The organism is Arthrobacter sp. UC242_113, from assembly GCF_044054585.1.
Classification (GTDB): domain Bacteria; phylum Actinomycetota; class Actinomycetes; order Actinomycetales; family Micrococcaceae; genus Arthrobacter.
This window is the reverse complement of sequence record NZ_CP171968.1, coordinates 3,915,916-3,939,770: the sequence shown is the minus strand read 5'-3', so window position 1 is coordinate 3,939,770 and position 23,855 is coordinate 3,915,916. Positions and strand designations below refer to the sequence as shown.

Genomic DNA, 23,855 nt, shown 5'->3' with positions numbered 1-23,855 from the left:
CCCTTGACTTCTGGTTACCGGCCGGTAGCTTTAGGGAAGCACTCCGGGGCCCCGGATACCCGGAGGATTCGCCAAAGAAGCCCCGCACCGCCCTTTCACGGACGGTGCGGGGCTTCCGCTTGGCTAGCCCAGGAAAACCGGCCTGTCAGGAAACCGGCTTGTCAGGAAAACCGGGCCGGACGGAAGGTGGACAGCATGGGGTGCCTGTCGCCGCTCAGGATCTCACCGGCCAGGAGTTCCCCGACAACGAGCCCCAGGGTGGCACCGGAGTGGGTGAACGCCACGAAGCAGCCGGGAACCTGGCCAAGCTCGCCCAGCACCGGCTCGCCGTCGCCGGGAATGGGCTTGTAGCCGATCTTCCAGCTCGCGGGCTTCAGCTCAGGGTTGCCGGCAATGAGCTTGGAGGCCTCGTCGGCGAGTTCTTGGACCACGTCGTCGGGGATGCTGAACGAACCGTCCCCATGCTCCGTGATGTGCTCCTCGTACCAGTCGTGGTCCAGGGCAAAGGTGCTGCCCGGGTTGGGGCGCACGGCGGCCCGCGGCGTGTTCATCACCGTTCGTACGCCGTGCTCCACCGGCTTGGTCAGCACCAGCATGGACACCGGGGAACCATTGGGGATGTCAACGCCGAGGGGTGCGACGACGGCGGGTGTCGCGGCGCCGCACGCCACCAGTACCGCGTCGGCGTCGTACGTCTCGCCAGCGGATGTTTCGACGCCCACCGCCCGGCCGCCGTCGACCACCACGGAGGCCCTGCCGGCGTTCAGCACCAGCCGGCCGCCGCGCTCGTGGAACTCCTCCATCAGGAAGTCCACCAGGTCCGGCAGGCTGACCCAGCCCTCCCCCGGGTTGAAGATGGCGGTTTCAGGAACAGCTCCCGCGTCGATGCCGGGCGTGAATGCCGCGATGTCTTCCGGCGCCAGCAGCTTCGAGTCGTAGCCGATGGACTTCTCGTAGGCGTGGCGGGCCTCAGTGATTCCCCGCTGCCCGGCGGCGTTCCACATCAGGCCACCGCCGAACTGCAGCCACTCCCGGGTGGGATCCGCAGCGAAGAGCGTGCGGTACCGGTCCACGCCGGCGAGGCGGAGCTGGTGGTAGGGCGTGGACCGTTCGCCGGCGGAGTTGAGCCAGGAGAGCGAACGGCCGGTGGCTTCGCTGGCCAGGCCGCGTTCGGTCAGCAGCGTCACGGAGGCGCCTTCGCGGAGCAGGTGGACAGCGGTGGAGACGCCCAGGATGCCGCCGCCGATGATGGCGACGTGCTTGGTGGCGGTGGAGGACATGAGTTCTCCCTTTCTGTGGATTTTGGACACGGTTGATGAGGACGCGAGGCCGCGTCCGGAATGGGTGGGCGGCGCATGGCGGCAGGAGTGGTGGCGGGCGCCATGGCTCAGGCCAGCGCGTGGATGCCTTCGATGACCTTGAGGACTTCGAGCGGCTCGGCCGGATCGACGGGCATCGGTCCCTCCCCGCGCAGGGCGGCGGCGAGCTGAACGTAGAACTCCGGGTACGTGCCGCGCTCAGCGGGAACGGGATCGGCGGCGCCGTCCACACCCAGGAGTCCCCAGGACTCCCGGGGATCGATGCCGTAGGCGGCATCCGAGGGCAGCATGCCGGCGGCAAGCGCGGGCTCCTGGCCGTCCAGGCCCCACTTCGTGTAACCGGCTTCGGAGCCGAGGACGTGGAAGCGCGGCCCCACCTGCGCTGCCATGCCGTTCATCCACAGCCTGGTGCGGACTCCGGACCCGTGGAGCAGGGAGACAAACGCTTCCGTGTCGGCGGCTTCCGGATCGGATCCGCGGTTGGCGGTCTCGCCGTAGCTCTTTTCAACGGGTCCGAACAGCTGGATGGCCTGGTCGATCAGGTGCGCGCCAAGGTCGTGGAGGATCCCGCCGCCCTGGACCAGGGAGACGCTGTCGCGCCAGTTTCCGAAGCCTTCGGGCCGCCACCATTCGAACCGTGATTCGAAGGTGCGCACCTTACCCACAGCCCCCGACCGCAGCAGCTTCTGCAGGGTCAGGAAGTCGGCGTCCCACCGTCGGTTCTGGAACACCGTGAGCTGCACCCCGCCGTCGGACGCCAGGGAAATCAGTTCCGCCCCCTGGGCGGAGGTGGGCACAAAGGGCTTGTCCACCACCACGTGGAGGCCGTGTGCAATGGCTGCAGCCGCCAGATCGAAATGGGTGTGCGGCGGAGTGCCCAGGATGACGAGGTCCAGTTCCCCGGCAAGGGCGAACATCGCCTCGGGCGTCGGGATGATGCGCGCCTGCGGGTAAAGCCGGGCGGCCTCGGCGGCACGTGCCGGGTCCGCCGTCACGATCACGTCCAGTGAGTACTGCGGATCCGCCGCGAGCAGCGGGGCGTGGAAAACCTTGCCGGAGATTCCAAAACCGACGACGGCGGTCCGGATGGGTACCGCTCTACCGTTCCCCATCACAGCACCTCCGAGAGGAAGCGCTGCAAGCGTTCGCTGCGCGGGTTGTCGAACAGTTCGGCCGGTGTTCCCGCCTCAACGACTTCGCCTTCGTCCATGAAGACCACCTGGTCGGCGACCTTTCGGGCGAAGCCCATCTCGTGGGTGACCACCAGCATGGTCATGCCGCGCCGGCCGAGCCCTGCCATCAGGTTCAGGACGCCCTTGACCAGTTCCGGGTCCAGGGCGCTGGTGGCTTCGTCGAAAAGCATTACCTCCGGTTCCATGGCCAGCGCGCGGGCGATGGCCACGCGCTGCTGCTGGCCTCCGGACAGGTCGCGGGGCCGGTGGTCAGCGCGCTCGGCCAGGCCCACCTCGGCCAGCCGGCGGCGGGCACGTTCCATGGCCTCGGCCTTGGGCATTCCCTTGACGCTCCACAGGGCCAGCGCCACGTTTTCCAGCGCGGTGTGGTCCGGAAAGAGGTTGAAGTGCTGGAACACCATGCCGATCCGGCGGCGGAGGGTGTCCGGCTTGACCTGCAGGGCGCTTTCGCCGGCCAGCAGCACGTCGCCGCTTTTGGGTTCGTGCAGCCGGTTGACGCCGCGCAGCAGCGTGGACTTGCCCGAGCCTGAGGGCCCGATGATGCACGTGGTGGTGCCGGGGGCGACACTGAGGCTGACGTTGCGGAGGACCTCGATGTCCCCGTAGGCCATGGTCAGGTTCTGCAGCTCGAGGCTGGAGCCGTGGAACGTCTCGATGTCAGCTGCTGTTTTGCTGGTGCTGGAGCTGGCGCTGGTGTTGGCGCTTGTGAGGTTCATGTGTTGCTCCCGGTGGTGAGCGGCGAGGCCGCGTCGAGTTCGGTGACTTCCTTCAGGCCGGACGTGGGCGGAGTGGGCCGGCGGCGGCCGGTGCGGAACCTGTTGTCGAAGTAGTTGACCAGGTGGGTCAGGGGCACGGTGATCACCAGGTAGAAGATGCCGGCCATGACCAGCGGCGAGAGGTTTCCGGAGAGCACAGCGGCGTCCTGGCCCACGCGGAAGAGTTCGCGTTCGCTGACCAGCAGGCCAAGGAAGTAGACCAGGGAGGAATCCTTGACGATGGCGATGAATTGGTTCACCAGGGCCGGCAGGACCCGGCGGACGCCCTGCGGGACCACCACCAGGGCCATCGACTTGGCGTAGCTCATGCCCAGCGCACGGCAGGCCTCGCCCTGGCCCTTTTCCACGCTGAGGATGCCGGCGCGGAAGATTTCGCCGATGTAGGCACTGGCGATGAGGCTCAGTGCGATGATTCCCAGCGGGTAGGGCGAGGGCCCGAAGATCGACTGGCTGAAACGGGCGAAGCCCTGGCCGATCAGCAGGATGGTGAGAATGGCCGGCAGGCCGCGGAAGAGGTCGGTGTAGATCCGGGCGGGGATGCGCAGCCAGCGGGACCTCGAGATGCCCATGACCGCCACCACCATGCCCAGCACGACGCCAAGGATGGTCGCTGCGACGGAGATGATAAGCGTGTTCAGAAGGCCAACCCCGAGGAGTTGGGGCAGCACCTCGAGCATTGCTTCAAAGTCGAAGAAGGTGCGGCCGATGATGTTGAGCCAGTCCATTGATTGCTCTCAGACGTTAGTTGTTCGATTCGGGTGCCGGGCGGGCTGTGGGTGCAGCCCGCCCGGGGGGCCGGTGGTGAATCGGCCCGGCTGCCGCTTACTTGCTGGCGGTTGGCGCCGGCGTGGCGGTCTGCTCGGCCTTGGGCAGGTACTGCTCCGGCATCGGGGAGCCCGGGAACCACTTCTGGTAGAGCTTCTTCCAGGTGCCGTCTTCCATCGCTGCGGCGAGGCCCTTGTTCAGTGCTTCCTTGAAGGCCGGCTTGTCCTTGGCAATGGCGAAGCCGGCGGGGGCGTCGAAGGACGGGATGTCAGCCGCGCTGATCAGGCCGTACTGCTCCTGGTAGGCCTTGGCGGCCTCGTAGTCGAGGAAGTGCGCGTCCACGGAACCGCTGTTGACGGCGGCGACGGCGGTGTTGTTGTCCGGGAAACGCACCAGGCTGGCGGACGTGAAGTTCTTGACGGCGTACGCTTCCTGCAGCGTTCCCTGGACCACGCCCAGGCGCTTGCCGTTGAGGCCGTCGACGTCCTTGATGCCCGAGGTCTTGGTGGTGATGACCGTCAGGTAGCCGGCGAGGTAGCCGCTGGAGAAGTCAACGGTTTCCTTGCGCTTGTCCGTGATGCCGATCGCGGCGACGCCGACGTCGAACTGGCCGTTGGCCACGGCGGAAAGCAGACCGGAGAAGTCCTGACCGGTGAAGACCACTTTGTCTACACCGGCGCGGTGGGCCACGTCCTTGAACAGTTCGACGTCGAAGCCGGTGAAGTTACCCTGCGTGTCGGTGAAGGTGTATGGCTTTGAGTCGCCCAGGCTTGCGACCCGGATGGTGCCCGGTTCGATCAGCCCGTACGGGTTGTCAGCCGGGCTGGAGGTGGCGGAGGACGACCCGCCGCAGCCCGAGAGGGCGAGGATGGCCGCCAGGGCTGCCGCAGCCACCGCGGCGGGGCGGAAGTTCAATTTGATCACAGCGTTGTCCAATCGTGGGAGGGAAAGCGGTGCTGTCAGGGGCCGCCGAAGGATTTGGTCGATGAAGCTCTTGCTGAGTCCGGTCTCAGTCCCTACGATTGAGACCGGACTCACATCGATTGCTAGAAATGTAGCGGAACTCACACGCCGCGTCAACAGCCCCTCTGAAAGGTGAACATGAGCAGTGACGGAGCAAGACGGCGGGACGTAACAGTTGCCGACGTCGCAAAAGCTGCCCAGGTCTCCAAAGCCCAGGCCGCCCGTGCGCTGGGCAACTACGGTGCCGTCAGCGACGACGTCCGCGAGCGGGTTCTGGCCGCCGCGGAGGAGCTGGAGTACCGGCCCAACGAGCTGGCACGCAGCATGAATACCGGGAAATCGCACACCATCGGCGTGGTGGTGGGCGACATCGAGAACCCGCATTTTGGCCTGACCACCAGGGGGATCACGGACACCGCCAAGAAGAGCGGGTTCAACGTCATCCTGATCAACACGGACGAGAACACCGCGGCGGAAGTGGACGCTGTCCGCGTGCTGCTCGACAAGAGGGTGGACGGCCTGATCGTCGCTCCGGCGTCATCGGTGGAGACGCAGCACCTGCGGCGGGTCCATGAATCGGGCCGCCCGCTGGTGCTCCTGGACCGCTCTGCTGATGGCCTCACGCTGGAGACGGTCGCCGTGGACATGGCCACCATCTCGTACGAATCAACGCGCTACCTTCTGGATGCCGGGCACCGAAGGATCGCCTTCATCTCGACGCTGCGCACAGGCGCTGAGTTCTCCGCGGGGACGCGGCTGGACTCATCGCAAATCTCGGACCGCCTGGAGGGGATGCGGCGGGCCTTTGCTGAGGCGGGGTGCGGGTTTCCGGGGGACCTCGTGCGGCTCAACGCCGGCGATGCCGGCTCCATCCGGAACCTCACGCGCGAGGTGCTGCTCGGCGCTGACCCGGCCACCGCCGTCGTGGCTTCAGACGGACTGATTGCCCTCAGCGTGGTGGAAGCCATCCAGGAAATGGGGCTTCGAATCCCGGATGACGTGTCTTTCCTGATGTACGACGACTTCGCCTGGACCCGCCTGACCACGCCACCCCTGACGGTGGTGGCGCAGCCTGTCTACGACATGGGGGCCGCGGCGGCGAGCGCCCTGATCAGACAGATCGAGGGCCGCCCGCCTGTGGCCCCGGCGCCGGAGTTCAAAGCCACGCTGGTGCGCCGGGGCTCGGTGGGCGCGGCGCCGGCCTCAGAGCCCGCTCACTCGGCGTCGCCGTCGTCGTCCTTCTCGCCTTCCTTCAGGACCAGTGCCGTGCCCTGATAGGCGCCCAGCTCCAGGAAGAAGCTGTGCAGGTCGTCGACCTGCCCCACGGCCTCGCCGCTGAAGAGGTCGTGGACGCTGCTGCCGGGAACCAGGTGGGTCGACTGGATGCTGCCCGCGATGTCCTGGCCGGAGAAGTTGAGCACCGTGGCCTGAAGGTTTCCGTCCCCCAGCCGGTTGACCATGACCAGCAGGCCGCGCTGGGAAACTTCGGGCACGTCCAGCAGGGTGCTGGTGGCAATGCCGCTTTCTTCCCGGACGGCAAGGATCTTCTGCAGCCGCCGGGCGAAGGACGCCGGGTCCTTGAGCTGGTCGGGCAGCGGGCCGTACAGGCTGCGGGCACGCGGCATGCCGGCGGAGGAGGCCGTCGCTTCAGGGCTGGTGCCCATGATGTCGTGTGCGCCGCGGTTGATCCAGCGGGTGTCGCCCTGCGCGGTGAGTTCCCGCACCTTCTGGCGGTCAAGGGTGACTATGCCGGTGAGGTCCCAGCCGGAGAGGGCAAAGACGCCGGGCTGCAGGGCGTTGTACATGGACAGCAGGATGTGGACGTCCAGGATCTGGGCCTGCTGTTCGTCGGTGAGGTTCTCCGGGTCCTGAATGCCCAGGGCGGCCATGATGACGCTGGCCGTGGTGCAGGCGATGCCGTTGGTGGTGAACAGGGCGTTGTACGGGGTGTCCGGGCCCGTCAGCCTTTCCCGCAGGGTCTGCTGGACATGCTCGGCAATTTCCGCGCCGGTGAGTTCCTGGCCGTTGAGTTCGAAGACATCGTCCTTGTGGCCGGCGGCGAAATGGACCAGCTCGTAAGTCAGTTCGTCGTGGTTCTGCAGGGCATGGACCAGTGATGCCTGGTCCACGCCGATGTCCATCGCGAGCCGCAGGGTCAGGCGGAGGAATTCCGTATCGGCAGTCACCAGCGCGTAGTGGTAGGCCGGCCTGGTGACGAAGTCGTAGGAAAGGTCGGGACCCGCCTCCGAGGTGGCCTTGATGTCGTCGATGGTGAGGTTGAGTTCCTGGAAGGAGAACCCGCCCACCTTGCGGATCATGGACCCGATCAGCTGGTTTGCCGCCTCGGACAGCGGGTGCCCCTCGGACCAGCCAGGCTGCTCCTCGGCGCTCTTCTCCACACCCAGGAACCCGTTCGCGTCCAGCCGCAGCGCACCCGTGCCGAGGTCGAGCAGCGAGTGCAGCGCGTCACCGACCACCAGGCGCATGCCCGCAAAGGTGGGATCCAGCCAGTTGATGGACGGCTGGCCGGCCTTGAAGTAGTGCAGGTAGACCCAGCGCCGGGTTTTCCCGGCCGTGTCCACGATCGCCCGGGTGGCGCTCCAGTTGGTCTCCTTGACCCCGGGTTCGTAGAAGATCACGCGCTGCAGCCGGCCGATGATGTACCCGGCCTCCTGCAGTGCCTGCTCCGCGTCGGGGCTGATGTTGACCGAGTCTTCGCCTTCGGGAACGTCCGGCAGCAGGTGCCAGTCCTCTTCCGGGATGTCGATCATGTGGTAGATGCCGGGGTAGTCCCGGAAGTTCATCGCGGCCAGGCGGAAGTCGGCCCCCTTGCCCGTGTGTCCGGGGACGATGTCGTCGATCACCGTGCCGTCATGGCTGGCCGCGACCTCGCACATCTTGCGGAATTCGTCCTCGGTGCCGAACACCGGGTCGATCGCCATGCTGATGCGGTCGAAGTGCCCGTCCACGCTGGGCGTCTGGGACCAGCCGCTGATGCCGCCGGCGAGCTTGACGGGACCGGTGTGCAGGCCCCTGATGCCGATCTCGCGGAAGGCATCCCACAGCTCAGGATCCCCCAAAGCCGAGAGGAAGGACTGGCCCGGCCGGGTGATGAAGGACAGGGGGTAGGCGGTAAACCAGACGGGGGCGCGTTCCACGGCCGCCCGCGGGTTGGGATGGGCATACGAGTTCTGCCACATGCTGGCCTGCCCGGAGAGCTGCCGGGCCATGACGTTCGCGTCCCCCAGCATGGCCTGGTTCCGCAGCCACTCGACGTAGGCCGCGTTGCGCCCGTCGAATTCGAGCGATGGGCGGTCGGCAAAGAACTGGCGACGGCGGGCGATCGGCCTCAGCGCCTTGGGACGGGCGGGATAGAACTGCTCGTCGTAGGTGATGTCGGCTGCCTCGGTGACTTCCGGCGCTTCGCCTGCTTCGGCCAATTCTGGCGCTTCGGCCGCCTCGGAGGCCGAGCCAGCCGGAACAGCTTCGTCGGCCGGGACCGCTCCTGCCTCGGGTTCGAATCCGTTGCTCTCGCCGTCAAACTCGTCGGCTGCTGAAACGCTCTGGTTGAAGCTTGCTTCCCGCACAGACTGCTCCTTTATCGGTGGTTCCTGCGTGGCATCCCCGGGGTGTTCTCAAGTCTTTCCGTACCCCGGCATTTGGAGAGTATTCACGCTTGTCCGCTTCGCCCACCCTATGCCGACGGCGGCGGGAATATCGACTATTGCCGTCAGCGGTTCACACAGCCGGGCCAGTCGGCCTACGTGCTGAGGTTCCAGTGGGCTCGGATTGCCTCTGCAATCGGACTAGCGGTGACATCCACCCGGAAGGCAACGGGCGCGGTCCCTGTCTCTTCGATTGTCGCGTCACGGTACACGCGGCCGCATGCGGGACAGAGTGTGTAAAGATCCTCATCGGCGGGCCATTGCGCCAGCTCCACGGGGACGGAGGTGTTTCCTCCGGCATAAACGGGGACGCCTTGCGAGTTGGCCTGTATCAGTCCGTCCTTGCTGACGGTGTTGCCGCACACGCAGGTGATGGTGGTGACGTCATGACCGGTCACGTCGGCGGTTTCAGTGTCCACGATAAGCTCCCCGGGGCTGGAAGCGACCTACTGGTATTAGCTTATGCCTGCCGGACATTCGTGTCGCTGCACAGAAAAGCCCCGGACCAAAAGGTCCGGGGCTGCGCAAGGTGGCGTTACCGCTCGATGCTGACGGTGAGGTCCAGGTGGATGTCCGTGTCGGCGGCAAGGCGGGTCTGCAGGTAGCGGGCAAGACTCGCGTCGGTGGCAGTATGAGCGCTCTGCGGGATCGCACCGCGGAGGAGAGCCTTGGAGTTGGTCGACTTGACCATGTCCAAGGGCGCCCAGCCACGGTGGGCGGAAGTGAGGCGTTCCAGGTCAGTGCGGAAGGAGCGGCTGTGGTCGTCGCGGACCGTGGCGCACATGGTGAACGGGATGAAGGCAGTAGGCAAAGAGGTCCTTTCACGAGGCAGCCGATCGTCGGAGCCCGCTTAAGGGAAGGTCTTTTTGGTGGCGGCTATTCCCTGGGGCCGGTTTAAGAGTCCGACGTCACGGCAGGGTGCTCCTGGCCGCGCCGTGGCGGGCTAGGTCCCGTAGCGCCAGGGACGCCGGGACTTGCCGGCTTTCCGAAAGACCGTCAGCCCGTCCTTCTGGTGGACCATGGCGCGGCCCTTTCCGTCCTCCTGGAGGACCCAGAAAAACGCTGCCGTCCAGGGCCACCATGTCAACGCGGCCGGCCGCCACCTTCCGGCGGTCGCGGCACACGGTCACCTCGTCGGCACGCGAAAGCTTGCACCAGTTGGGGACGGGCTCGAGCGGGTTGAGGCGGGCGGGCTCGCCACCAGAGGCTGGCTGCGCCCGCAAACGGTGCTGGCGGGACGTGGATGCGATCAAAGTGGACATGGGGCTTTCCTTGTAAAGTGCGGGGATATGGCTGAGGCGGGCCGGGATCCTGAACGGGAGCCCGGCCCGCCTCTTACCAAGCGGTGCTTCGGGTACTAAAACTGGCCGCCGTCGGCCTTCACGGCCAAAACGGGGCGATCAGCCTGCATGAGGATGCGCTGGGCGTGGCTGCCCAGGATGAACTTGCCCACCTGCGTCCGGTGCCGCAGCCCGATGACAATCAGGGAGGCGTCTTCCTCCCGGGCGACGTCGAGGAACTCATCCGCCAGGTCATGCTGGTAGGGCGGCTGGATCACGCGGGCCGTGACGCCTGCGTCCGCCGCCTGCCTGGAGGCCTTGGCCAGGACATCGTCCGGTGCCACAGACTTGTCAACCAGGGCGCCTTCACGGGCGGAGTTGACGATCACCAGTTCCTGGTTGCGGAGGCGGGCCTCCGCAATGCCTGCCGCGAGGGCAGCCTCCCCCGCCGGGGTGGGGACGAATCCAACGATGATGCTCATACCTTCTCCTTGATTTCTGTGGCGGCGGTTCGCGCAGGGACGGTGGCTTTGCGCCTGGCCAGCCCTGAGCGGATGCCCGGGAGCGCGGCCACGAGGACGAAGACAATAAGGAGCGTGGCGGAGATCGGCCGGCTGAAGAAGCCGAGCGGGTCGCCGCCGAACACCAGCAGCGCGCGGCGCAGGGAGCTTTCCAGCAGCGAACCCAACACGAATGCCAGCACCAGCGGGCCGGGCTCGAAGCCGAATTTCTTCATCAAGTAGCCCACGATGCCGAAGACCACCACGAGCGTGACGTCAAACATGCTGTTGTTGATCGTGTACGCGCCGAGCAGGGTGATCAGCGCCGTGATGGGCGCCAGGATGGCGGCGCGCACGCGGAGGATCTTCACGAAGATCCCCACCAGCGGCATGCTCATGATCAGCAGCAGGATGTTTCCGATGTACATGGAGTTCACCACGCCCCAGAACAGTCCCGGGTCCTGCTCCACGAGCTGCGGCCCGGGCGTAACGCCCTGGATGAGCAGTGCGCCGAACATCAGTGCCATGGTGGCGTTGGCCGGGATGCCGAGGGTCAGCAGCGGTATGAACGAGGACGTCGCCGCCGCGTTGTTAGCGGTTTCCGGGCCGGCCACGCCTTCCGGCGCGCCCTTGCCGAAGCGCTCGGGCTGCTTGGCCCGCTTCTTCTCCATGGCGTAGGAGGCCATCGAGGCGATGGTGGCGCCGCCGCCGGGCAGGATGCCCAGGAAGAAGCCGAGGACCGAGCCGCGTCCTATGGCGCCGGAGGCCTGCTTGAGGTCACCCCGGGAGGGCCAGACGTTTGCGACGGCGGAGGGCGCCTTTGCGGCGCGGTGCCGCTCTTCGAGGTTGTACATGATCTCGCCCAGGCCGAAGATTCCCATGGCGATCGGCACGAAGTCGATGCCGTCGGCCAGCTCAAGGCTGCCGAAGGTGAACCGGTTTTCACCGGTGAAGATGTCCCGGCCAACGGTCGCCAGCAGCAGGCCGAGGGCGGCCGCGATGAGTGCCTTGGTCTTGGAACCGCTGCTGATGGTGGCCACCAGCAGGATGCCCAGCAGCGCCAGGGCGGTGTATTCGGCGGGGCCGAAGTCCAGGGCAAAGCTGGCCACGATCGGGGCCAGGAACGTCAGGCCGATGATGGCCGCGGTGCCGCCAATGAACGAGCCAATGGAGGCCAGGCCCAGGGCCGTGCCGGCCCGTCCCTGCTTGGCCATCTGGTAGCCGTCGAAGACGGTGACCACTGAGGATGCTTCGCCGGGAAGCCGCAGGAGCACCGAGGTGATGGTGCCGCCGTACTGGGCACCGTAGAAGATGCCGGCCAGCATGATGATGGCGGTGACGGGCTCAACGTTGTAGGTGAGCGGGAGCAGGATGGCGATGGTTGCCGCGGGCCCCAGACCGGGCAAGACACCGATCAGCATGCCGATGACGACGCCGATCAGGCAGTACAGGAGGTTCATTGGCTCCAGGACGACTGCAAATCCGTTGATCACTGGATTTAGAAAATCCACGGTGGTCTCCTAGAAGAGGTGGGGGATCGACGTGTTGAGCGCCATCACGAAGATGCCGTAAAAAGCTGCCACGACGACGGCGCTGACCACCAGCGTGGAGCGCCAGGTTTCGCCTCCGAGGAAGCGCATCCAGATGATGCACAGCACCAGGGCGGGCAGTTCGAAGCCGGCCACGGGCATGAGTGCCACCATGGCGGCCAGGGTGACCAGACCGGTCAGCGGGGCTACGGACATGCGGGTGAACTTCTCCGCGTCGCGGTTGTGCCGGCCCATGACCAGCTGGAACAGCCCGAGGGCCACCATGACGCAGCTGATCATGAACGGCCACAGGCCGGGCTGCGGGGCGGACGGTGTGCCCAGGCCCATCGCGATGGACAGGACCACGGCTCCGATGCCGACGCCGATGATCACCAGGGAGGATCCCACGTTGGCCAGCGCGCCGGCGGCCGGGGGCTTTTCTTCCTCCCACTGGGCTGCCAGCTGTTCGGGAGTCAGATCGTCGGGCTCGGCGACGGGAAGGTCATGGGTGCCGTTCCCGGCGGAGGAAACAGCGCTGGAGCTGTTCCCTCCGCCGGATACCGGTGATGCTGCCTGCACTGGTCTCACTTGTTCCCGGCAAGGCTGATGTCGTACTTCTCCACCAGGGCCTTGTACTTGGCTGCGTAGTCCTTCCACTGCGTGACTACTTCCTCACCGGAGATTTCCTTCGGGGTCAGCATGTTCTTCTTGTTGAACTCCTTGTACGCGTCCGACTTCAGGGTGTCCTGGATGGAGGCAAGGAGCTTGTCCTTGACTTCCTGCGGGGTTCCCTTGGGAGCGGCGACGGCGCGGTATTGGGCGACCGGGACGTCGTAGCCGGATTCCTTGGCGGTGGGCGTGTCCGGCAGGAAGGAATTGCGCTCCTCCGAGAAGACCAGCAGCGGGGAGACCTTGCCGGCCTGGATCTGCGGCATCGCCTCGCCGAGCTGGATGGTGGCCAGTTCCACCTGGTTGCCCAGGACGGCGGTCAGGGCCGGCTTGCCGCTGTCGAAGGGAACGTCCGCGCCCTTCACGTTGGCCTGCTTGAAGAGGACAGTCTGGGCGAGCTGGCTGCCGGTGCCGACGCCGGTGGTGCCGTAGGTGATGTTTCGGCCGGCCGAGGTCACGTCCTTGATGGACTTGAAGCCGGACTTGTCGCTGGCCACCAGAACGTAGTCGTCCTGGGACAGGCCGGTGATGATGTCGAAGTCGTCGATGTTGACGGCCTCGTCATGGGTCACGGCCAGCGGGGTGATGGTGATCAGGGAAGCGGTGAGCAGCAGCAGGTTCTGGCCGTCAGCCGGCTTGCCCGCCACCTCCTTGCTGGCGAGTGCGCCGTTGGCGCCGGGCTTGTTGACCACGGGGATCGGGGCGCCGAGGGTCTTGGCCGCGCCTTCCGAAACTGCCCGTGCAATGAGGTCGGTGCTGCCGCCGGGTGCCTGGCCCACGGTCAGGGTGACTGGGCCGTTGGGGTACTTCGACGAATCGCTGCTGCCGCCGGAAACGTTGCCGCATGCAGTCATGGCCAGCAGGGTGATGGCCGACGCCGCTCCGAGAACGGCGCGGCGGGTGGGGAAGTGCATCATTGAAACTCCTCGTTTGCACTACGGGCTGCCTCAGCCCGAAGGTCTGTGTGAACCGGGTCACTGCCGGTTCGCTAGGTCGAGTGTAGGGAGGCGCTATGATGCATGTCTAAGCCCAAATATGCATCAAGTAATACCGGGAGGGCATCACGTTTACCTTCGACCAGCTGACGGGGTTCATTGCCGTCGCCGAGGAACTGCACTTCGGCCGGGCCGCCGAGCGCCTCAACATGACCCAGCCGCCGCTGAGCCGCCAAATCCAGAAACTGGAAAAAACGGTGGGGGCCCAACTCCTCGAGCGGGATAACCGCCGGGTGGAACTGACCGCCGCCGGACGGGCCTTCCTTGACGAGGCCCGCAGGCTCATGGCCCTGGCCAGCCGGGCACCTGTGACGGCACGGCGTATTGCCTCCGGCCGGCAGGGCCATCTCCGCATCGGCTTCACAGCCGCCAGCGGGTTCAGCATCCTGGGCCCCCTGCTTGAGGAGATCGGCGCCATCGTGCCCGATGTGGACATCGACCTCCAGGAGCTGGTCACGGGCGAGCAGATCCAGGGCCTGCTGACCGGCGAACTGGACATGGGCCTCGCGCGGCCGCCCTTCGACACTGAAGTTTTCGACTCCCACCTGCTATACCGCGAGTCGATGGTGCTGGCGGTTCCTGCGTCACACCCGCTCGCGGACCTCAAGCGGGATATCCAGAGCGAGGACCTCAAGGACGAGCCGCTCATCATGCACTCCCCCACGCAGGCCAGGTACTTCTATGACCTCGTGGTCCGCCTGCACGATATCCGGCACGAGAACGTGGTGCACACGGTCAGCCAGATCCTCACCATGGTCTCGCTCGTGGCAGCGAAGCGCGGCGTGGCCTTCGTGCCGCACTCGGCAACAGCGCTGGGAATCCGCGGGGTGTCATTCCTGCGGCTGGCCAGCGGCGAAGCGGAGCCCGTGGAACTCCATGCCATCTGGAACAGGGACGCCAAGAACCCTGCGTTGGTCCGGCTGCTGCGCGACCTTGAGTTTGCAGCCGGCTAATCTCTTCCTGCGGGGGCAGGCTCAATGCGCCGAGGGTATCAATGGATACAAAAATGCACTTAGACAGGCATAGACGGTGTCCCTAGGCTGAAAGGGAACCACCAACACTCCCGCCTCTCCGGCACCGACTCCAAGGACAATCCCGTGGCTAAATTTTCACCCCAGGAACTCGCCAACACCCTCAAGGACGGGCTGCTGTCCTTCCCCGTGACCTCCTTCGATGCAGCGCTGCAGTTCGACGAGGAAAACTACCGCAAGCACCTGGCGTGGCAGGCAAGCTACCCCGTTGCCGGTCTCTTCGCCGCCGGCGGCACGGGTGAAGGCTTCTCCCTCACTCCGGCCGAGTCGGCCCGCGTGGTCCGTGCCGCCGTCGAGGAAGTCGGCAGCACCGTCCCCGTCCTGGCCTCCGCCGGCGGTTCCACCGCCCAGGCCATTGAAAACGCCAAGGCCGCCGAGGCCGCCGGTGCCGAGGGCATCCTGCTCCTGCCGCCGTACCTGACCGAATCCGACCAGGGCGGCCTGATCGACCACGTCAGCGCCGTCTGCAGCGCCACCTCGCTGGGCGTCATCATCTACAACCGCGCCAACGCCATCTACAAGGACACCACGGTTGCCGCTCTGGCTGACCGCCACGAAAACCTCATCGGGTTCAAGGACGGCGTGGGCGACCTTGAGCACGATGCCCGCGTCTACGCCAAGCTCGGCGACCGCCTGTTCTACCTGGGCGGCCTCCCCACCGCGGAGACCTTCGCATTGCCGCTCCTGCAGCTGGGCATGAGCACCTACTCCAGCGCCATGTACAACTTCGTTCCGCAGTTCGCGCTCGACTTCTACCAGGACGTCCGCAACAACGACCGCGTGGCCGTGAACCAGAAGCTCAACGACTTCGTCATCCCGTACCTGGACATCCGCGACCGCGTGAAGGGCTACTCCGTGTCCATCGTCAAGGGCGGCCTTGACGCCATCGGCCGTTCCGCCGGCGGCGTCCGTCCCCCGCTGCAGAACCTCGCGCCGCAGGACCTTGCCGACCTCAAGGCACTCATCGCCAAGGTCTCCTAGCCGATTCTCTCCTCACTGCCGGCCCATCCGCCGGCTCCCACCATTACCCAGGAGGAACAAACGTGACCCTCACCGGACACTCCCTGATCGCCGGACAGACCGTTGCCGGCGAAGGCAAGACCACCTTCGCCTTCAACCCGGCCACCAATGAACAACTCGAGCCGGCCTACACCCTGCTCACCGAGGAGCAGCTCAAGGCCGCCACCACCGCGGCCGCCGAGGCCTTCGATTCGTTCAGCACGCTTGACCCCGAAACCCACGCCGCGTTCCTGGACGCCATTGCGGACAACATCGAAGCCATCGGCGACGAACTGACCCTCCGCGCCGGCCAGGAGACGGGTCTGCCCGCAGCCCGGCTGCAGGGCGAAGGCGCCCGCACCACCGGCCAGCTGCGGCTCTTCGCCAACGTGGTCCGCCAGGGCGACTTCCGCGGCGTCCGCATCGATCCGGCGCTGCCGGACCGGGCTCCCCTGCCGCGCGCCGACATCCGCCAGCGCCAGATCCCGCTCGGTCCTGTTGCCGTCTTCGGCGCGAGCAACTTCCCGCTGGCCTTCTCGACGGCGGGCGGGGACACCGCCTCTGCCCTCGCCGCCGGCTGCCCCGTGGTCTTCAAGGCGCACAACGCCCACCCCGGCACCAGCGAACTCGTGGGCCAGGCCATCGCCAAGGCGGTTGCCGACCTCGGCCTGCACCCGGGCGTTTTCTCCCTGATCTACGGCCCGGGCAGCAGCATCGGCCAGGCCCTTGTGGCGGACCCGGCCATCAAGGCCGTGGGCTTCACGGGTTCCCAGAGCGCCGGCATCGCCCTGATGCGCACCGCCGCCGCCCGCCCGGAGCCCATCCCGGTGTACGCGGAGATGTCCTCCCTCAACCCGGTGTTCGTGTTCCCGGGCGCCCTGAACGGCGACGCCGAACAAATTGATGCGCTGGCACAGCAGTACGTCACCGCCGTCACCGGCAGCTCCGGCCAGCTCTGCACCTCCCCCGGCCTGCTGTTCGCCCCGGCCGGTGAGGCGGGCGACCAACTGGCTGCCGCCGTCGGCCGCGCTGTTTCCGCCTGTGCCGGACAGACCATGCTGACCGCCGGCATCGCCGGATCCTGGAACTCCGGCACCGAAGCGCTCGGCGCCGCCGAGAACGTGACCGTCGTCGGCACCGGAACCCCCGGCCCCACGGAGAACGCCCCGGCACCGGCTATCTACGGCACGGAAATCCGCGACTTCATCAGCAACGAGGTGCTGCACGCGGAAATCTTTGGCGCAGCGTCCCTGGTGATCCGCTACTCCTCCGCCGAGGAACTGGTGGAGGCCACCAACCGGATCGAGGGGCAGCTCACCGCTTCCCTGCAGCTCACCGAAGAGGACTACCCGACGGCGGCACAGCTGATTCCGGCACTGGAACAGAAGGTGGGACGCATCATCGTGAACGGCTGGCCCACCGGCGTCGAAGTTGGGCACGCCATGGTCCACGGCGGACCCTTCCCCGCCACCTCTGACACGCGCACCACCTCCGTGGGTACGCTGGCCATTAACCGGTTCCTCCGGCCGGTCGCCTACCAGAACCTGCCCCAGGAACTGCTGCCCGCACCGCTGCAGGATGACAACCCGTGGCAGCTGAACCGCCGGATCGACGGCACGGTTATCGCTGCCGACGCCGCTCAGGCAGAGAAAGAGGAGGTCAACGCATGACCGCCCAGCCGACAATCGCCGGCGTGGAGGTAGTCCCGGTTGCGGGCTACGACAGCATGCTGATGAACCTCAGCGGCGCCCACGGGCCGTTCTTCACCCGGAACGTGGTCATCGTGACCGACTCCGACGGCCGGACTGGCCTCGGCGAGGTCCCGGGCGGCGAGAAGATCCGCACCACCATCGAGGAAGCCGGCGCGCTGATCGCCGGCAGGCCGGTGGCCCGCTACCGTTCGCTGCTGCGCGAGATCGCAGCGGAGTTCGCGGACCGCGACGCCGGCGGCCGTGGCCTGCAGACCTTCGACCTGCGCACCACCGTCCACGCCGTCACCGCCGTCGAGTCCGCGCTGCTGGACCTGCACGGCCAGTTCCTTGGCGTCCCGGTGGCCGAACTACTGGGCGATGGCCAGCAGCGCACCTCCGTGCCGATGCTGGGCTACCTGTTCTTCATTGGTGACCACAAGCGGACGGACCTGCCGTACCTCGTGGAGGACGCGCCGTCGGACCGCTGGGAGGAACTGCGCCGACAGGAGGCAATGACTCCGGAAGCCGTCGTCGCGCTGGCCGAAGCGGCGCAGGAGCGCTATGGCTTCAGCGACTTCAAGCTCAAGGGCGGCGTGCTGTCCGGCGACGACGAAGTGGACGTGGTCACGGCACTGGCGAAGCGCTTCCCCGATGCCCGTGTCACGCTGGACCCGAACGGCGGCTGGCTGCTCGAGGAGGCCATCCGGCTGGGCAAGCGGATGCAGGGCGTCGTGGCCTACGCCGAGGACCCCTGTGGCGCTGAAGGCCGCTTCTCCGGCCGCGAGGTCATGGCGGAGTTCCGCCGGGCCACCGGGCTGAAGACCGCCACCAACATGATCGCCACGGACTGGCGCGAAATGGCGCACGCCATCCGCAGCAACGCCGTGGACATCCCGCTTGCGGACCCGCACTTCTGGACTATGCACGGTTCTGTCCGTGTGGCGCAGCTGTGCAACGAGTTCGGGCTGACCTGGGGCTCGCATTCGAACAACCACTTCGACATCTCGCTGGCCATGTTCACGCATACCGGCGCGGCAGCCCCCGGCGAGATCACCGCGCTGGACACGCACTGGATCTGGCAGGACGGGCAGGGCCTGACCAAGAACCCGCTGCAGATCAAGGGCGGCGCCATCGAGGTTCCGGCCGCGCCCGGGCTCGGCATCGAACTGGACCGCGAGGCCCTCGACAAGGCGCACCAGCTGTACCTCCAGCACGGCCTGGATGCCCGCGACGACAGCATCGGCATGCAGTACTACATCGACGGCTGGTCCTTCGACCCGAAGCGGCCCTGCCTGGTCCGTTAGCTTTCTAACCTTCCGCACGGCCGCCCTCCCTCCGCAACGGGGAGACGGCCGTGCGGAAACCCAACTTACAGATAAATAGAAGGGTCAAGAGTGGGCGGCGTTGTCTCCGGAATACTCATCGTTTCGGCAGTCATCGCCGTCGGTTACCTCGCCGCAAGGTTCCGCATTCTGGGTACCGAGGTCCAGGGTGCGCTGACCCGCACTGCCTTCTACATCACCAACCCCGCCCTGCTTTACACCGTGGTGGCCGGCTCCGATATCCGGGCCGCCCTCGGAACGGACGCCCCGCTGGCGCTGCTTTCGGCAGCGGCGGTGGGGCTTCTTTACTGGCTGCTGAGCTTCGTGTTCTTCCGGCGCCCGGCTGCGGAGACCGCCGTCGGCGCGATGGCCAGCAGCTACGCGAACGCCAACAACATCGGCATTCCGGTCTCGCTGTACGCTGTTGGCACCGCCCAGCACGTGGCGCCGGTGCTGCTGGTGCAGCTCCTGGTTTTGGCCCCCTTCTACCTCACGCTTCTGGGAATCTTTGGCGGCGCCCGGATCTCGTGGAAGAAGGTGCTGCTCCAGCCGCTGTCCAACCCGATGATCATCGCCTCGGCACTCGGAGTGGTGGTTGCCCTGACGGGCTGGCAGGAACCGGACCTGCTGCAGAAGCCCATCGACATGCTGGCGGGCGGGGCTGTTCCCATGGTGCTTCTGGCCTTCGGCCTGTCGCTGGCCGGGAGGGCGCCGCTGCAGAAGGACGACGGCCGTGTTGAAACGCTTGTGGCGACCTTCCTGAAAATCGCCGGCATGCCTTTGATTGTGTGGCTGCTGGGGCGTCTTGTCTTTGGCCTGGAGGGGCAGCATCTGCTGGCGAGCGTGATCATGGGGACGCTGCCCACGGCGCAGAACGTGTTCCTCTTCGCCTCCCCCTACGGCCGGGGCATGACGGTGGCCCGCGACGTTATCCTCTGCACCACCATCCTGTGCGTGGGGGCGCTGGTTGTGGTTGCTTGGGCTGCGGGGTAGGTGTTCTGCATCAGTCTTGGCCGGTTCTTGGGCGCCTGCCCTCGATTCGGTGTCAGGCGATGACCGTGATCCAGTCTCCGTCGATCGCGGTGGTCAGAGGTGTGAGCGGACGGCGCGCCGGCCCGCTGATGACGCTGCCGTCCGATCCGTTGAACGTGGAGCCGTGACAAGGGCATTCGAAGGTCGTACCGGCCGGCGCCACCGGGCACCCGGCGTGCGTGCATGTTGCGTCATAGCGGACGGGCCGGCCGGATGGCGCTGGAGTCGCCGGGACGGTGGCGCTGCCCGAGGGTGCGACGGAGCAGGCGGACAGGACGAGCGCGCCGCCTGCTGTGGCGGCCGTACCAGCCAGCAGAGAGCGTCTGGACAGCGGGGCTTCGGAATTCATGGAGCTATCGTGCCAGCTGCGCCTGACAATGTGCTGCGCCCCCTGAAAACACCCACCACCCACACCGAGGTGCGGCGCTGTTGGGATCGTTGGGACCCTCTCAGGCCACTCCCTTGGGCCATTTGTGAACGCCGACAAATGGTCTTAGGTAGATGGGCTCAAATTCCGTCAAATGCAGGATTGGGCCTACTTGGCAGTCTGGCATCCTAGACCCATGACTCGGTGCGTTTGGTTGTTCCCGTGCGGCCGGGGCGGTCGACGGCGTTACCGGCCAGCCCTTAATTTGGCGAAGCTCCGGTCAAATAGCGGTTGACCGGAGCTCCAGTTGCATTATGCCCATCCGAACCTTGAAGGTCTCTGAGAAAACGCAGGCAAGATGCGCGGCCGGCGTGGGATTCGCCGCTCCATTGGTTTCACCGCACTCCGTCGGCAGCGGCCTTAGCCTTCGCACTCGATGCAGTATGAGTAGCCGTTGCTCTCGCGCGCGAGTTGGGACCGGTGCCGGACCAGGAAGCAGGAATAGCAGGTGAATTCATCCGCGGCCTCGGGGATGACCTGGACGATGAGCTCCTCGGAGACGATCTCTCCGCCGGGGGTCAGTCCTTCATCGAGGGCATCGGCTTCGTCCAGTTCCGTGACGACGCTGCGGGCATCCGGAGCGTTGGCTGACTGCAAGGCCTCCAGCGAACGGTCCTGGGATTCTTTGACGTCGGAACGGACTTCGTCGTAATCGGTTGCCACTTAGGTGATTCTCATTTCTTTGGTGTTCTTCTTTGACGAGACTGCAACGCCTACCGATGCGTCTTTGTTCCCGTAGCCGCGTCAGGCAGTGCCGCCCAGGACACGGGCAGCGCCGGTGGAACCTCTGAATCCGATCGGAAGCAGGACACCGTGCCGGTGCCCATAGGTCACCCGGCCAGGTTCAAGCCCCGCAGCGGATCATGACTCGCCGAATAGTTTCGAATCGAATAGTGAGTGTCAGCGGCCGGCAGGGCGTCGACTTGGGCCGTCTGGTGCGCCCGAAAAGCCTTCTCGGCGTTGGCGTTCGTGCTGGCGAGGGATGGTATGTCGAGGCCGGCATTGCATCCTCTGCAGCGAATCTCATCGGTGCCCACCCAGCTGTATGCCGGGTGCAGTTTCCGTACCTGTTGCATTGCTGCGGTGACAGCTTCAGTCTGGGCTTCAAAGTGCGTTTCGTCCTCATGACTGAGGATGCGCCCGATGTCGATGATCATGGTGCCTCTTACGTCGTTCCCGATGGTGACATTGACAGTAATGGGTGCTGCTTCACCGAGGGACTCCCCGAGGGTCACGATTGCCTAACCCTTTCTGGGCTACCGGTACGCCGTGTGACGTGTCGTCCGCATATGGGCCGGTGGTCTCCCTGCCGCCATACGGACCAGGCCGCGCCTACGGCAGAAGGATCACAGACCAAAAGGTGCCCGGGAACTACACCGCACCGGGGCAAGCGGACTGTCGTTCAGGAGGTACTTTGACCAGCTGATGTGGCCACATACTGAGCTTGTACAGCACCTGAAGAAACGGTCAGCGTTCATCAACATCACGATCGAGGACATCACCAGGCCAAGACCCACAGGCAGTCCCCCGCCGGCTGACAGATCGCTCATCGGCAAGTAAAGGAATGTACCGTCCAATGTAGGCCGCTACGCTGTCGTGGGTTTTTTCCAAGTCGAGTTAGATGAACCCGCTGCTGCCGCCTCAAGCAAATGGCAATTTGGGGCATCTCGACATCAGTCCTCCACCTCGGAACAGGCGGTTTCCATTGAGGATAGGCCAACAAATGAGGACTTCCAGGTCCCCAACCACTTCGTACGCCGATAATGAAGATTATGTCGGGTTGTCCATATAACAGGACATAATCCACTACAACTCCCGTCTAGCCCTTTCCTCAGGTCTTGGCTACCCGCCGGTCAACCACGGCAACCCAACGTCAGACCCGGGATTTCTGGATGCCTGCAATCGGCGGCGGGCGCAGCGGTCGAAATAGGCACACCAAGGCGCCGCTGTCGTGCGCCTATGGGCCTGCCCTGGTCTCCTCAGCTATCAACCCTGCGCCGCAAAATTCTTCTGACGGAACCTCTGTGGTGTGTCGCGGCACCGAAAGGAGCATATGCCTGGACTGATTTGGACAAACGAAGTACCCAACATGATTGAGTGAAACATCCACAAACTATTCCAGAGGCTTTTGAGCCCGGCCGGGGATATAAGATTCGTTGGTCATCAAGAACTCCCTGAAGGGGTGCTTGCGGTTGCCTTACCTAGAGACAGCCAGTACATGCCATACTCCATGGCGTCTTCTGCGATATCCCCGAGACTCAGCTCAACTAGAAATTCATACGTGTGCTTATAACGGAACTCCGTTGTTTCCCCTACGCTCATGCCTTGCACCCCCGGGAAATGCATGCCAGTGGCGGCCTTCTCTCCCAGCATCCACAAGACATACTCCAACAAACTCGCACTGAAGAAGAATAGGGTTGGCATAAGCAGTCTACCGCCAACAGTGTCGAGTGACCGCCGTGCATATAGAGTGCCGCATCTGCGAACGATGGAAAAGACAAGAAGAACGATCCTTGAAATGGAACTTGGGTGTGTGTCGTCCTCCTCTTCGAGGCCGGGCTGCCTTATTAGCGTTTCAGCACAGGAAAGTGCGACTATTGGCGCCTGAAGTGCAGACATCAGATGGAATAATGTATCTTCTCTCAGTGTGGACGGATCAGCTTCGCGCAAAAGGTACAGGCAGGCCAATGCATCGCATCTAAACTCCTCCCGCCATTCTTCACCCCAACTTAAGTACTCTTGTTGCAGAAGTGGCACCTCGAATAACGAAGCCATGAAAGGATCGCTTGCCTCCAACAAGCGCTTTTTATCCTTGCGAGCAATTAAATGACCGTATTCGTGCGCTATCATCCATGATTCAGCTTTAGAAGTTAGTCTCAGATGACTCATAGAGTACTCACCATACGTTTCCTTCACGAAGGCTGATCCACGACTTTGATCAAGGTTTCCCTCGACATAGTCAGCAAGAACTGCATCAAACTCTGAGCGCGCAGTGAGTAGAGTAGAGTCGGGTGACGTTTCTGATTGAGAAGCCTCAGCCAGTCTTTGGAATTGCATGATGGATGCCGCATATACCGCCAGCAGGTTCAAATGTTTGGCCGATAAGGAGATGTAATTATGCGTTAGGTCACAATATGCGATAGTTGAGAAATCACTGGATCGTCCAACAAACACTTCCTCAGCCGTACTGAGAAACTGCTTCATGTAGGCACTTACATCCTTGCGTTCTGCGGCCAAAAGCGGACAATTGGAGCCATCAACGCCGGCGGTGATCGGCGTCGCCGCAAAGTTTTTTGCTTCAGATGCGCCGTCATTTAATACCGCTAGAAGGCTAGCTATCGAGCCGGCAGACTTCTCCCAAAAGTTGCCTCTCGGCGTCTTTGTTTCGTGGTAGAACCTGTTCATCGATTTCTTGAGTTGATTTCCCATGCGTCTAGTTTCGCTAAATCTATTATTGTTTGCAACTTTCTTGGAAATATGGCGATAAATGATCGTCCTTTACTATTAGGAACCCTGGACCGTAAAACTCATTACCTGAGTGGAGCCAGAATTGGGTTTAGTCCAGTTCCTGCGGCGCCACCTTTGCGTCACATGCCTCTCAGCTGGTCGGCTGGCGCGTCGCCTGCAGTTGTGTGAGCGCCGGGAAACACGTCGACCCTTTGTGGATCCTGGTCTGAGACCCGGTCGAAGAAGACCCTG

Annotated in this window: 23 protein-coding genes; 6 read left to right on the top strand and 17 right to left on the bottom strand. The window is 64.8% G+C overall.

The window, feature by feature from the left end; genetic code table 11:
- Positions 1-161 precede the first annotated feature (161 nt).
- From ACHMXB_RS17905 to ACHMXB_RS17885, 5 genes are all read right to left on the bottom strand, one after another.
- The gene (locus ACHMXB_RS17905) at positions 162-1,280 is read right to left on the bottom strand and encodes an NAD(P)/FAD-dependent oxidoreductase (RefSeq protein ID WP_395400559.1); all 1,119 of its coding nucleotides are present in this window, start codon (positions 1,278-1,280) and stop codon (positions 162-164) included.
- A gap of 107 nt (positions 1,281-1,387) precedes the next feature.
- The gene (locus tag ACHMXB_RS17900; protein ID WP_395400557.1) at positions 1,388-2,431 is read right to left on the bottom strand and encodes a Gfo/Idh/MocA family oxidoreductase; all 1,044 of its coding nucleotides are present in this window, start codon (positions 2,429-2,431) and stop codon (positions 1,388-1,390) included.
- Entirely contained in the window at positions 2,431-3,228 is a 798-nt protein-coding gene (locus tag ACHMXB_RS17895; protein ID WP_395400555.1) for an amino acid ABC transporter ATP-binding protein, read from the bottom strand. Before ACHMXB_RS17895 ends, ACHMXB_RS17900 begins: the two co-directional genes overlap by 1 nt.
- The gene (locus ACHMXB_RS17890) at positions 3,225-4,013 is read right to left on the bottom strand and encodes an amino acid ABC transporter permease (protein WP_395400553.1); all 789 of its coding nucleotides are present in this window, start codon (positions 4,011-4,013) and stop codon (positions 3,225-3,227) included. Before ACHMXB_RS17890 ends, ACHMXB_RS17895 begins: the two co-directional genes overlap by 4 nt.
- A 97-nt stretch (positions 4,014-4,110) precedes the next feature.
- Positions 4,111-4,977, bottom strand: coding sequence for an ABC transporter substrate-binding protein (locus ACHMXB_RS17885; RefSeq protein ID WP_395400551.1), 867 nt, complete (start codon positions 4,975-4,977; stop codon positions 4,111-4,113).
- Positions 4,978-5,154: 177 nt separating this feature from the next.
- Here ACHMXB_RS17885 and ACHMXB_RS17880 point away from each other — a divergent pair, with 177 nt between their 5' ends.
- The gene (locus ACHMXB_RS17880) at positions 5,155-6,291 is read left to right on the top strand and encodes a LacI family DNA-binding transcriptional regulator (RefSeq protein ID WP_395400549.1); all 1,137 of its coding nucleotides are present in this window, start codon (positions 5,155-5,157) and stop codon (positions 6,289-6,291) included.
- Here ACHMXB_RS17880 and treS read toward each other — a convergent pair.
- The 8 genes from treS to ACHMXB_RS17840 form a co-directional block, all read right to left on the bottom strand.
- Positions 6,231-8,456, bottom strand: a complete 2,226-nt coding sequence (gene treS / locus ACHMXB_RS17875; RefSeq protein ID WP_395405326.1) for a maltose alpha-D-glucosyltransferase — start codon at positions 8,454-8,456, stop codon at positions 6,231-6,233. The two genes, ACHMXB_RS17880 and treS, sit on opposite strands and share 61 nt — an antisense overlap.
- A gap of 320 nt (positions 8,457-8,776) precedes the next feature.
- Complete coding sequence (locus ACHMXB_RS17870) at positions 8,777-9,100, bottom strand: hypothetical protein (RefSeq protein WP_395400547.1); 324 nt, start codon at positions 9,098-9,100, stop codon at positions 8,777-8,779.
- Between the two features lie 116 nt (positions 9,101-9,216).
- Positions 9,217-9,492, bottom strand: a complete 276-nt coding sequence (locus ACHMXB_RS17865) for a hypothetical protein (RefSeq protein ID WP_395400545.1) — start codon at positions 9,490-9,492, stop codon at positions 9,217-9,219.
- Between the two features lie 97 nt (positions 9,493-9,589).
- Complete coding sequence (locus ACHMXB_RS17860; RefSeq protein ID WP_395400543.1) at positions 9,590-9,943, bottom strand: hypothetical protein; 354 nt, start codon at positions 9,941-9,943, stop codon at positions 9,590-9,592.
- A 95-nt stretch (positions 9,944-10,038) separates the two neighbouring features.
- Positions 10,039-10,443, bottom strand: coding sequence for a universal stress protein (locus ACHMXB_RS17855; protein ID WP_395400541.1), 405 nt, complete (start codon positions 10,441-10,443; stop codon positions 10,039-10,041).
- The gene (locus ACHMXB_RS17850) at positions 10,440-11,972 is read right to left on the bottom strand and encodes a tripartite tricarboxylate transporter permease (protein ID WP_395400539.1); all 1,533 of its coding nucleotides are present in this window, start codon (positions 11,970-11,972) and stop codon (positions 10,440-10,442) included. Before ACHMXB_RS17850 ends, ACHMXB_RS17855 begins: the two co-directional genes overlap by 4 nt.
- A gap of 9 nt (positions 11,973-11,981) precedes the next feature.
- On the bottom strand, positions 11,982-12,569 hold the full coding sequence (locus ACHMXB_RS17845) for a tripartite tricarboxylate transporter TctB family protein (protein ID WP_395400537.1): 588 nt from the start codon (positions 12,567-12,569) through the stop codon (positions 11,982-11,984).
- A gap of 5 nt (positions 12,570-12,574) precedes the next feature.
- On the bottom strand, positions 12,575-13,576 hold the full coding sequence (locus ACHMXB_RS17840) for a Bug family tripartite tricarboxylate transporter substrate binding protein (protein ID WP_395400535.1): 1,002 nt from the start codon (positions 13,574-13,576) through the stop codon (positions 12,575-12,577).
- A 143-nt stretch (positions 13,577-13,719) separates the two neighbouring features.
- On the opposite strand from ACHMXB_RS17840, the gene ACHMXB_RS17835 reads away from it, so the two are divergent.
- The 5 genes from ACHMXB_RS17835 (at position 13,720) to ACHMXB_RS17815 (ending at position 19,690) form a co-directional block, all read left to right on the top strand.
- The gene (locus ACHMXB_RS17835) at positions 13,720-14,607 is read left to right on the top strand and encodes a LysR family transcriptional regulator (RefSeq protein WP_395405324.1); all 888 of its coding nucleotides are present in this window, start codon (positions 13,720-13,722) and stop codon (positions 14,605-14,607) included.
- 144 nt (positions 14,608-14,751) lie between these two features.
- The gene (kdgD, locus tag ACHMXB_RS17830; RefSeq protein ID WP_395400533.1) at positions 14,752-15,666 is read left to right on the top strand and encodes a 5-dehydro-4-deoxyglucarate dehydratase; all 915 of its coding nucleotides are present in this window, start codon (positions 14,752-14,754) and stop codon (positions 15,664-15,666) included.
- A 62-nt stretch (positions 15,667-15,728) separates the two neighbouring features.
- Entirely contained in the window at positions 15,729-17,354 is a 1,626-nt protein-coding gene (locus ACHMXB_RS17825) for an aldehyde dehydrogenase (NADP(+)) (protein WP_395400531.1), read from the top strand.
- Complete coding sequence (locus ACHMXB_RS17820; RefSeq protein WP_395400529.1) at positions 17,351-18,679, top strand: enolase C-terminal domain-like protein; 1,329 nt, start codon at positions 17,351-17,353, stop codon at positions 18,677-18,679. Before ACHMXB_RS17825 ends, ACHMXB_RS17820 begins: the two co-directional genes overlap by 4 nt.
- 90 nt (positions 18,680-18,769) lie before the next feature.
- The gene (locus ACHMXB_RS17815) at positions 18,770-19,690 is read left to right on the top strand and encodes an AEC family transporter (RefSeq protein WP_395400527.1); all 921 of its coding nucleotides are present in this window, start codon (positions 18,770-18,772) and stop codon (positions 19,688-19,690) included.
- A 52-nt stretch (positions 19,691-19,742) separates the two neighbouring features.
- Here the strand turns inward: ACHMXB_RS17815 and ACHMXB_RS17810 are convergent, their stop codons facing one another.
- The 4 genes from ACHMXB_RS17810 to ACHMXB_RS17795 all read right to left on the bottom strand — a co-directional run bounded on the left by ACHMXB_RS17810 (position 19,743) and on the right by ACHMXB_RS17795 (position 23,585).
- Positions 19,743-20,078, bottom strand: coding sequence for a Rieske (2Fe-2S) protein (locus ACHMXB_RS17810; protein ID WP_395400525.1), 336 nt, complete (start codon positions 20,076-20,078; stop codon positions 19,743-19,745).
- A 438-nt stretch (positions 20,079-20,516) separates the two neighbouring features.
- A complete protein-coding gene (locus ACHMXB_RS17805; protein ID WP_395400523.1) occupies positions 20,517-20,819 on the bottom strand; it encodes a DUF4193 domain-containing protein in 303 nt (100 codons plus the stop codon).
- Positions 20,820-20,986: 167 nt separating this feature from the next.
- Positions 20,987-21,313, bottom strand: coding sequence for a hypothetical protein (locus ACHMXB_RS17800; protein WP_395400521.1), 327 nt, complete (start codon positions 21,311-21,313; stop codon positions 20,987-20,989).
- A gap of 1,006 nt (positions 21,314-22,319) precedes the next feature.
- A complete protein-coding gene (locus ACHMXB_RS17795) occupies positions 22,320-23,585 on the bottom strand; it encodes a hypothetical protein (protein WP_395400519.1) in 1,266 nt (421 codons plus the stop codon).
- Positions 23,586-23,855 lie beyond the last annotated feature (270 nt).

Excerpts from the sequence above, each read along its gene's own strand:
- ACHMXB_RS17905 (WP_395400559.1), bottom strand. The coding sequence starts at position 1,280 with ATGTCCTCCACCGCCACCAAGCACGTCGCCATCATCGGCGGCGGCATC.
- ACHMXB_RS17900 (WP_395400557.1), bottom strand. The coding sequence starts at position 2,431 with ATGGGGAACGGTAGAGCGGTACCCATCCGGACCGCCGTCGTCGGTTTT.
- ACHMXB_RS17895 (WP_395400555.1), bottom strand. The coding sequence starts at position 3,228 with ATGAACCTCACAAGCGCCAACACCAGCGCCAGCTCCAGCACCAGCAAA.
- ACHMXB_RS17890 (WP_395400553.1), bottom strand. The coding sequence starts at position 4,013 with ATGGACTGGCTCAACATCATCGGCCGCACCTTCTTCGACTTTGAAGCA.
- ACHMXB_RS17880 (WP_395400549.1), top strand. The coding sequence starts at position 5,155 with ATGAGCAGTGACGGAGCAAGACGGCGGGACGTAACAGTTGCCGACGTC.
- ACHMXB_RS17860 (WP_395400543.1), bottom strand. The coding sequence starts at position 9,943 with ATGTCCACTTTGATCGCATCCACGTCCCGCCAGCACCGTTTGCGGGCG.
- ACHMXB_RS17855 (WP_395400541.1), bottom strand. The coding sequence starts at position 10,443 with ATGAGCATCATCGTTGGATTCGTCCCCACCCCGGCGGGGGAGGCTGCC.
- ACHMXB_RS17840 (WP_395400535.1), bottom strand. The coding sequence starts at position 13,576 with ATGATGCACTTCCCCACCCGCCGCGCCGTTCTCGGAGCGGCGTCGGCC.
- ACHMXB_RS17820 (WP_395400529.1), top strand. The coding sequence starts at position 17,351 with ATGACCGCCCAGCCGACAATCGCCGGCGTGGAGGTAGTCCCGGTTGCG.
- ACHMXB_RS17810 (WP_395400525.1), bottom strand. The coding sequence starts at position 20,078 with ATGAATTCCGAAGCCCCGCTGTCCAGACGCTCTCTGCTGGCTGGTACG.
- ACHMXB_RS17800 (WP_395400521.1), bottom strand. The coding sequence starts at position 21,313 with ATGATCATCGACATCGGGCGCATCCTCAGTCATGAGGACGAAACGCAC.
- ACHMXB_RS17795 (WP_395400519.1), bottom strand. The coding sequence starts at position 23,585 with ATGGGAAATCAACTCAAGAAATCGATGAACAGGTTCTACCACGAAACA.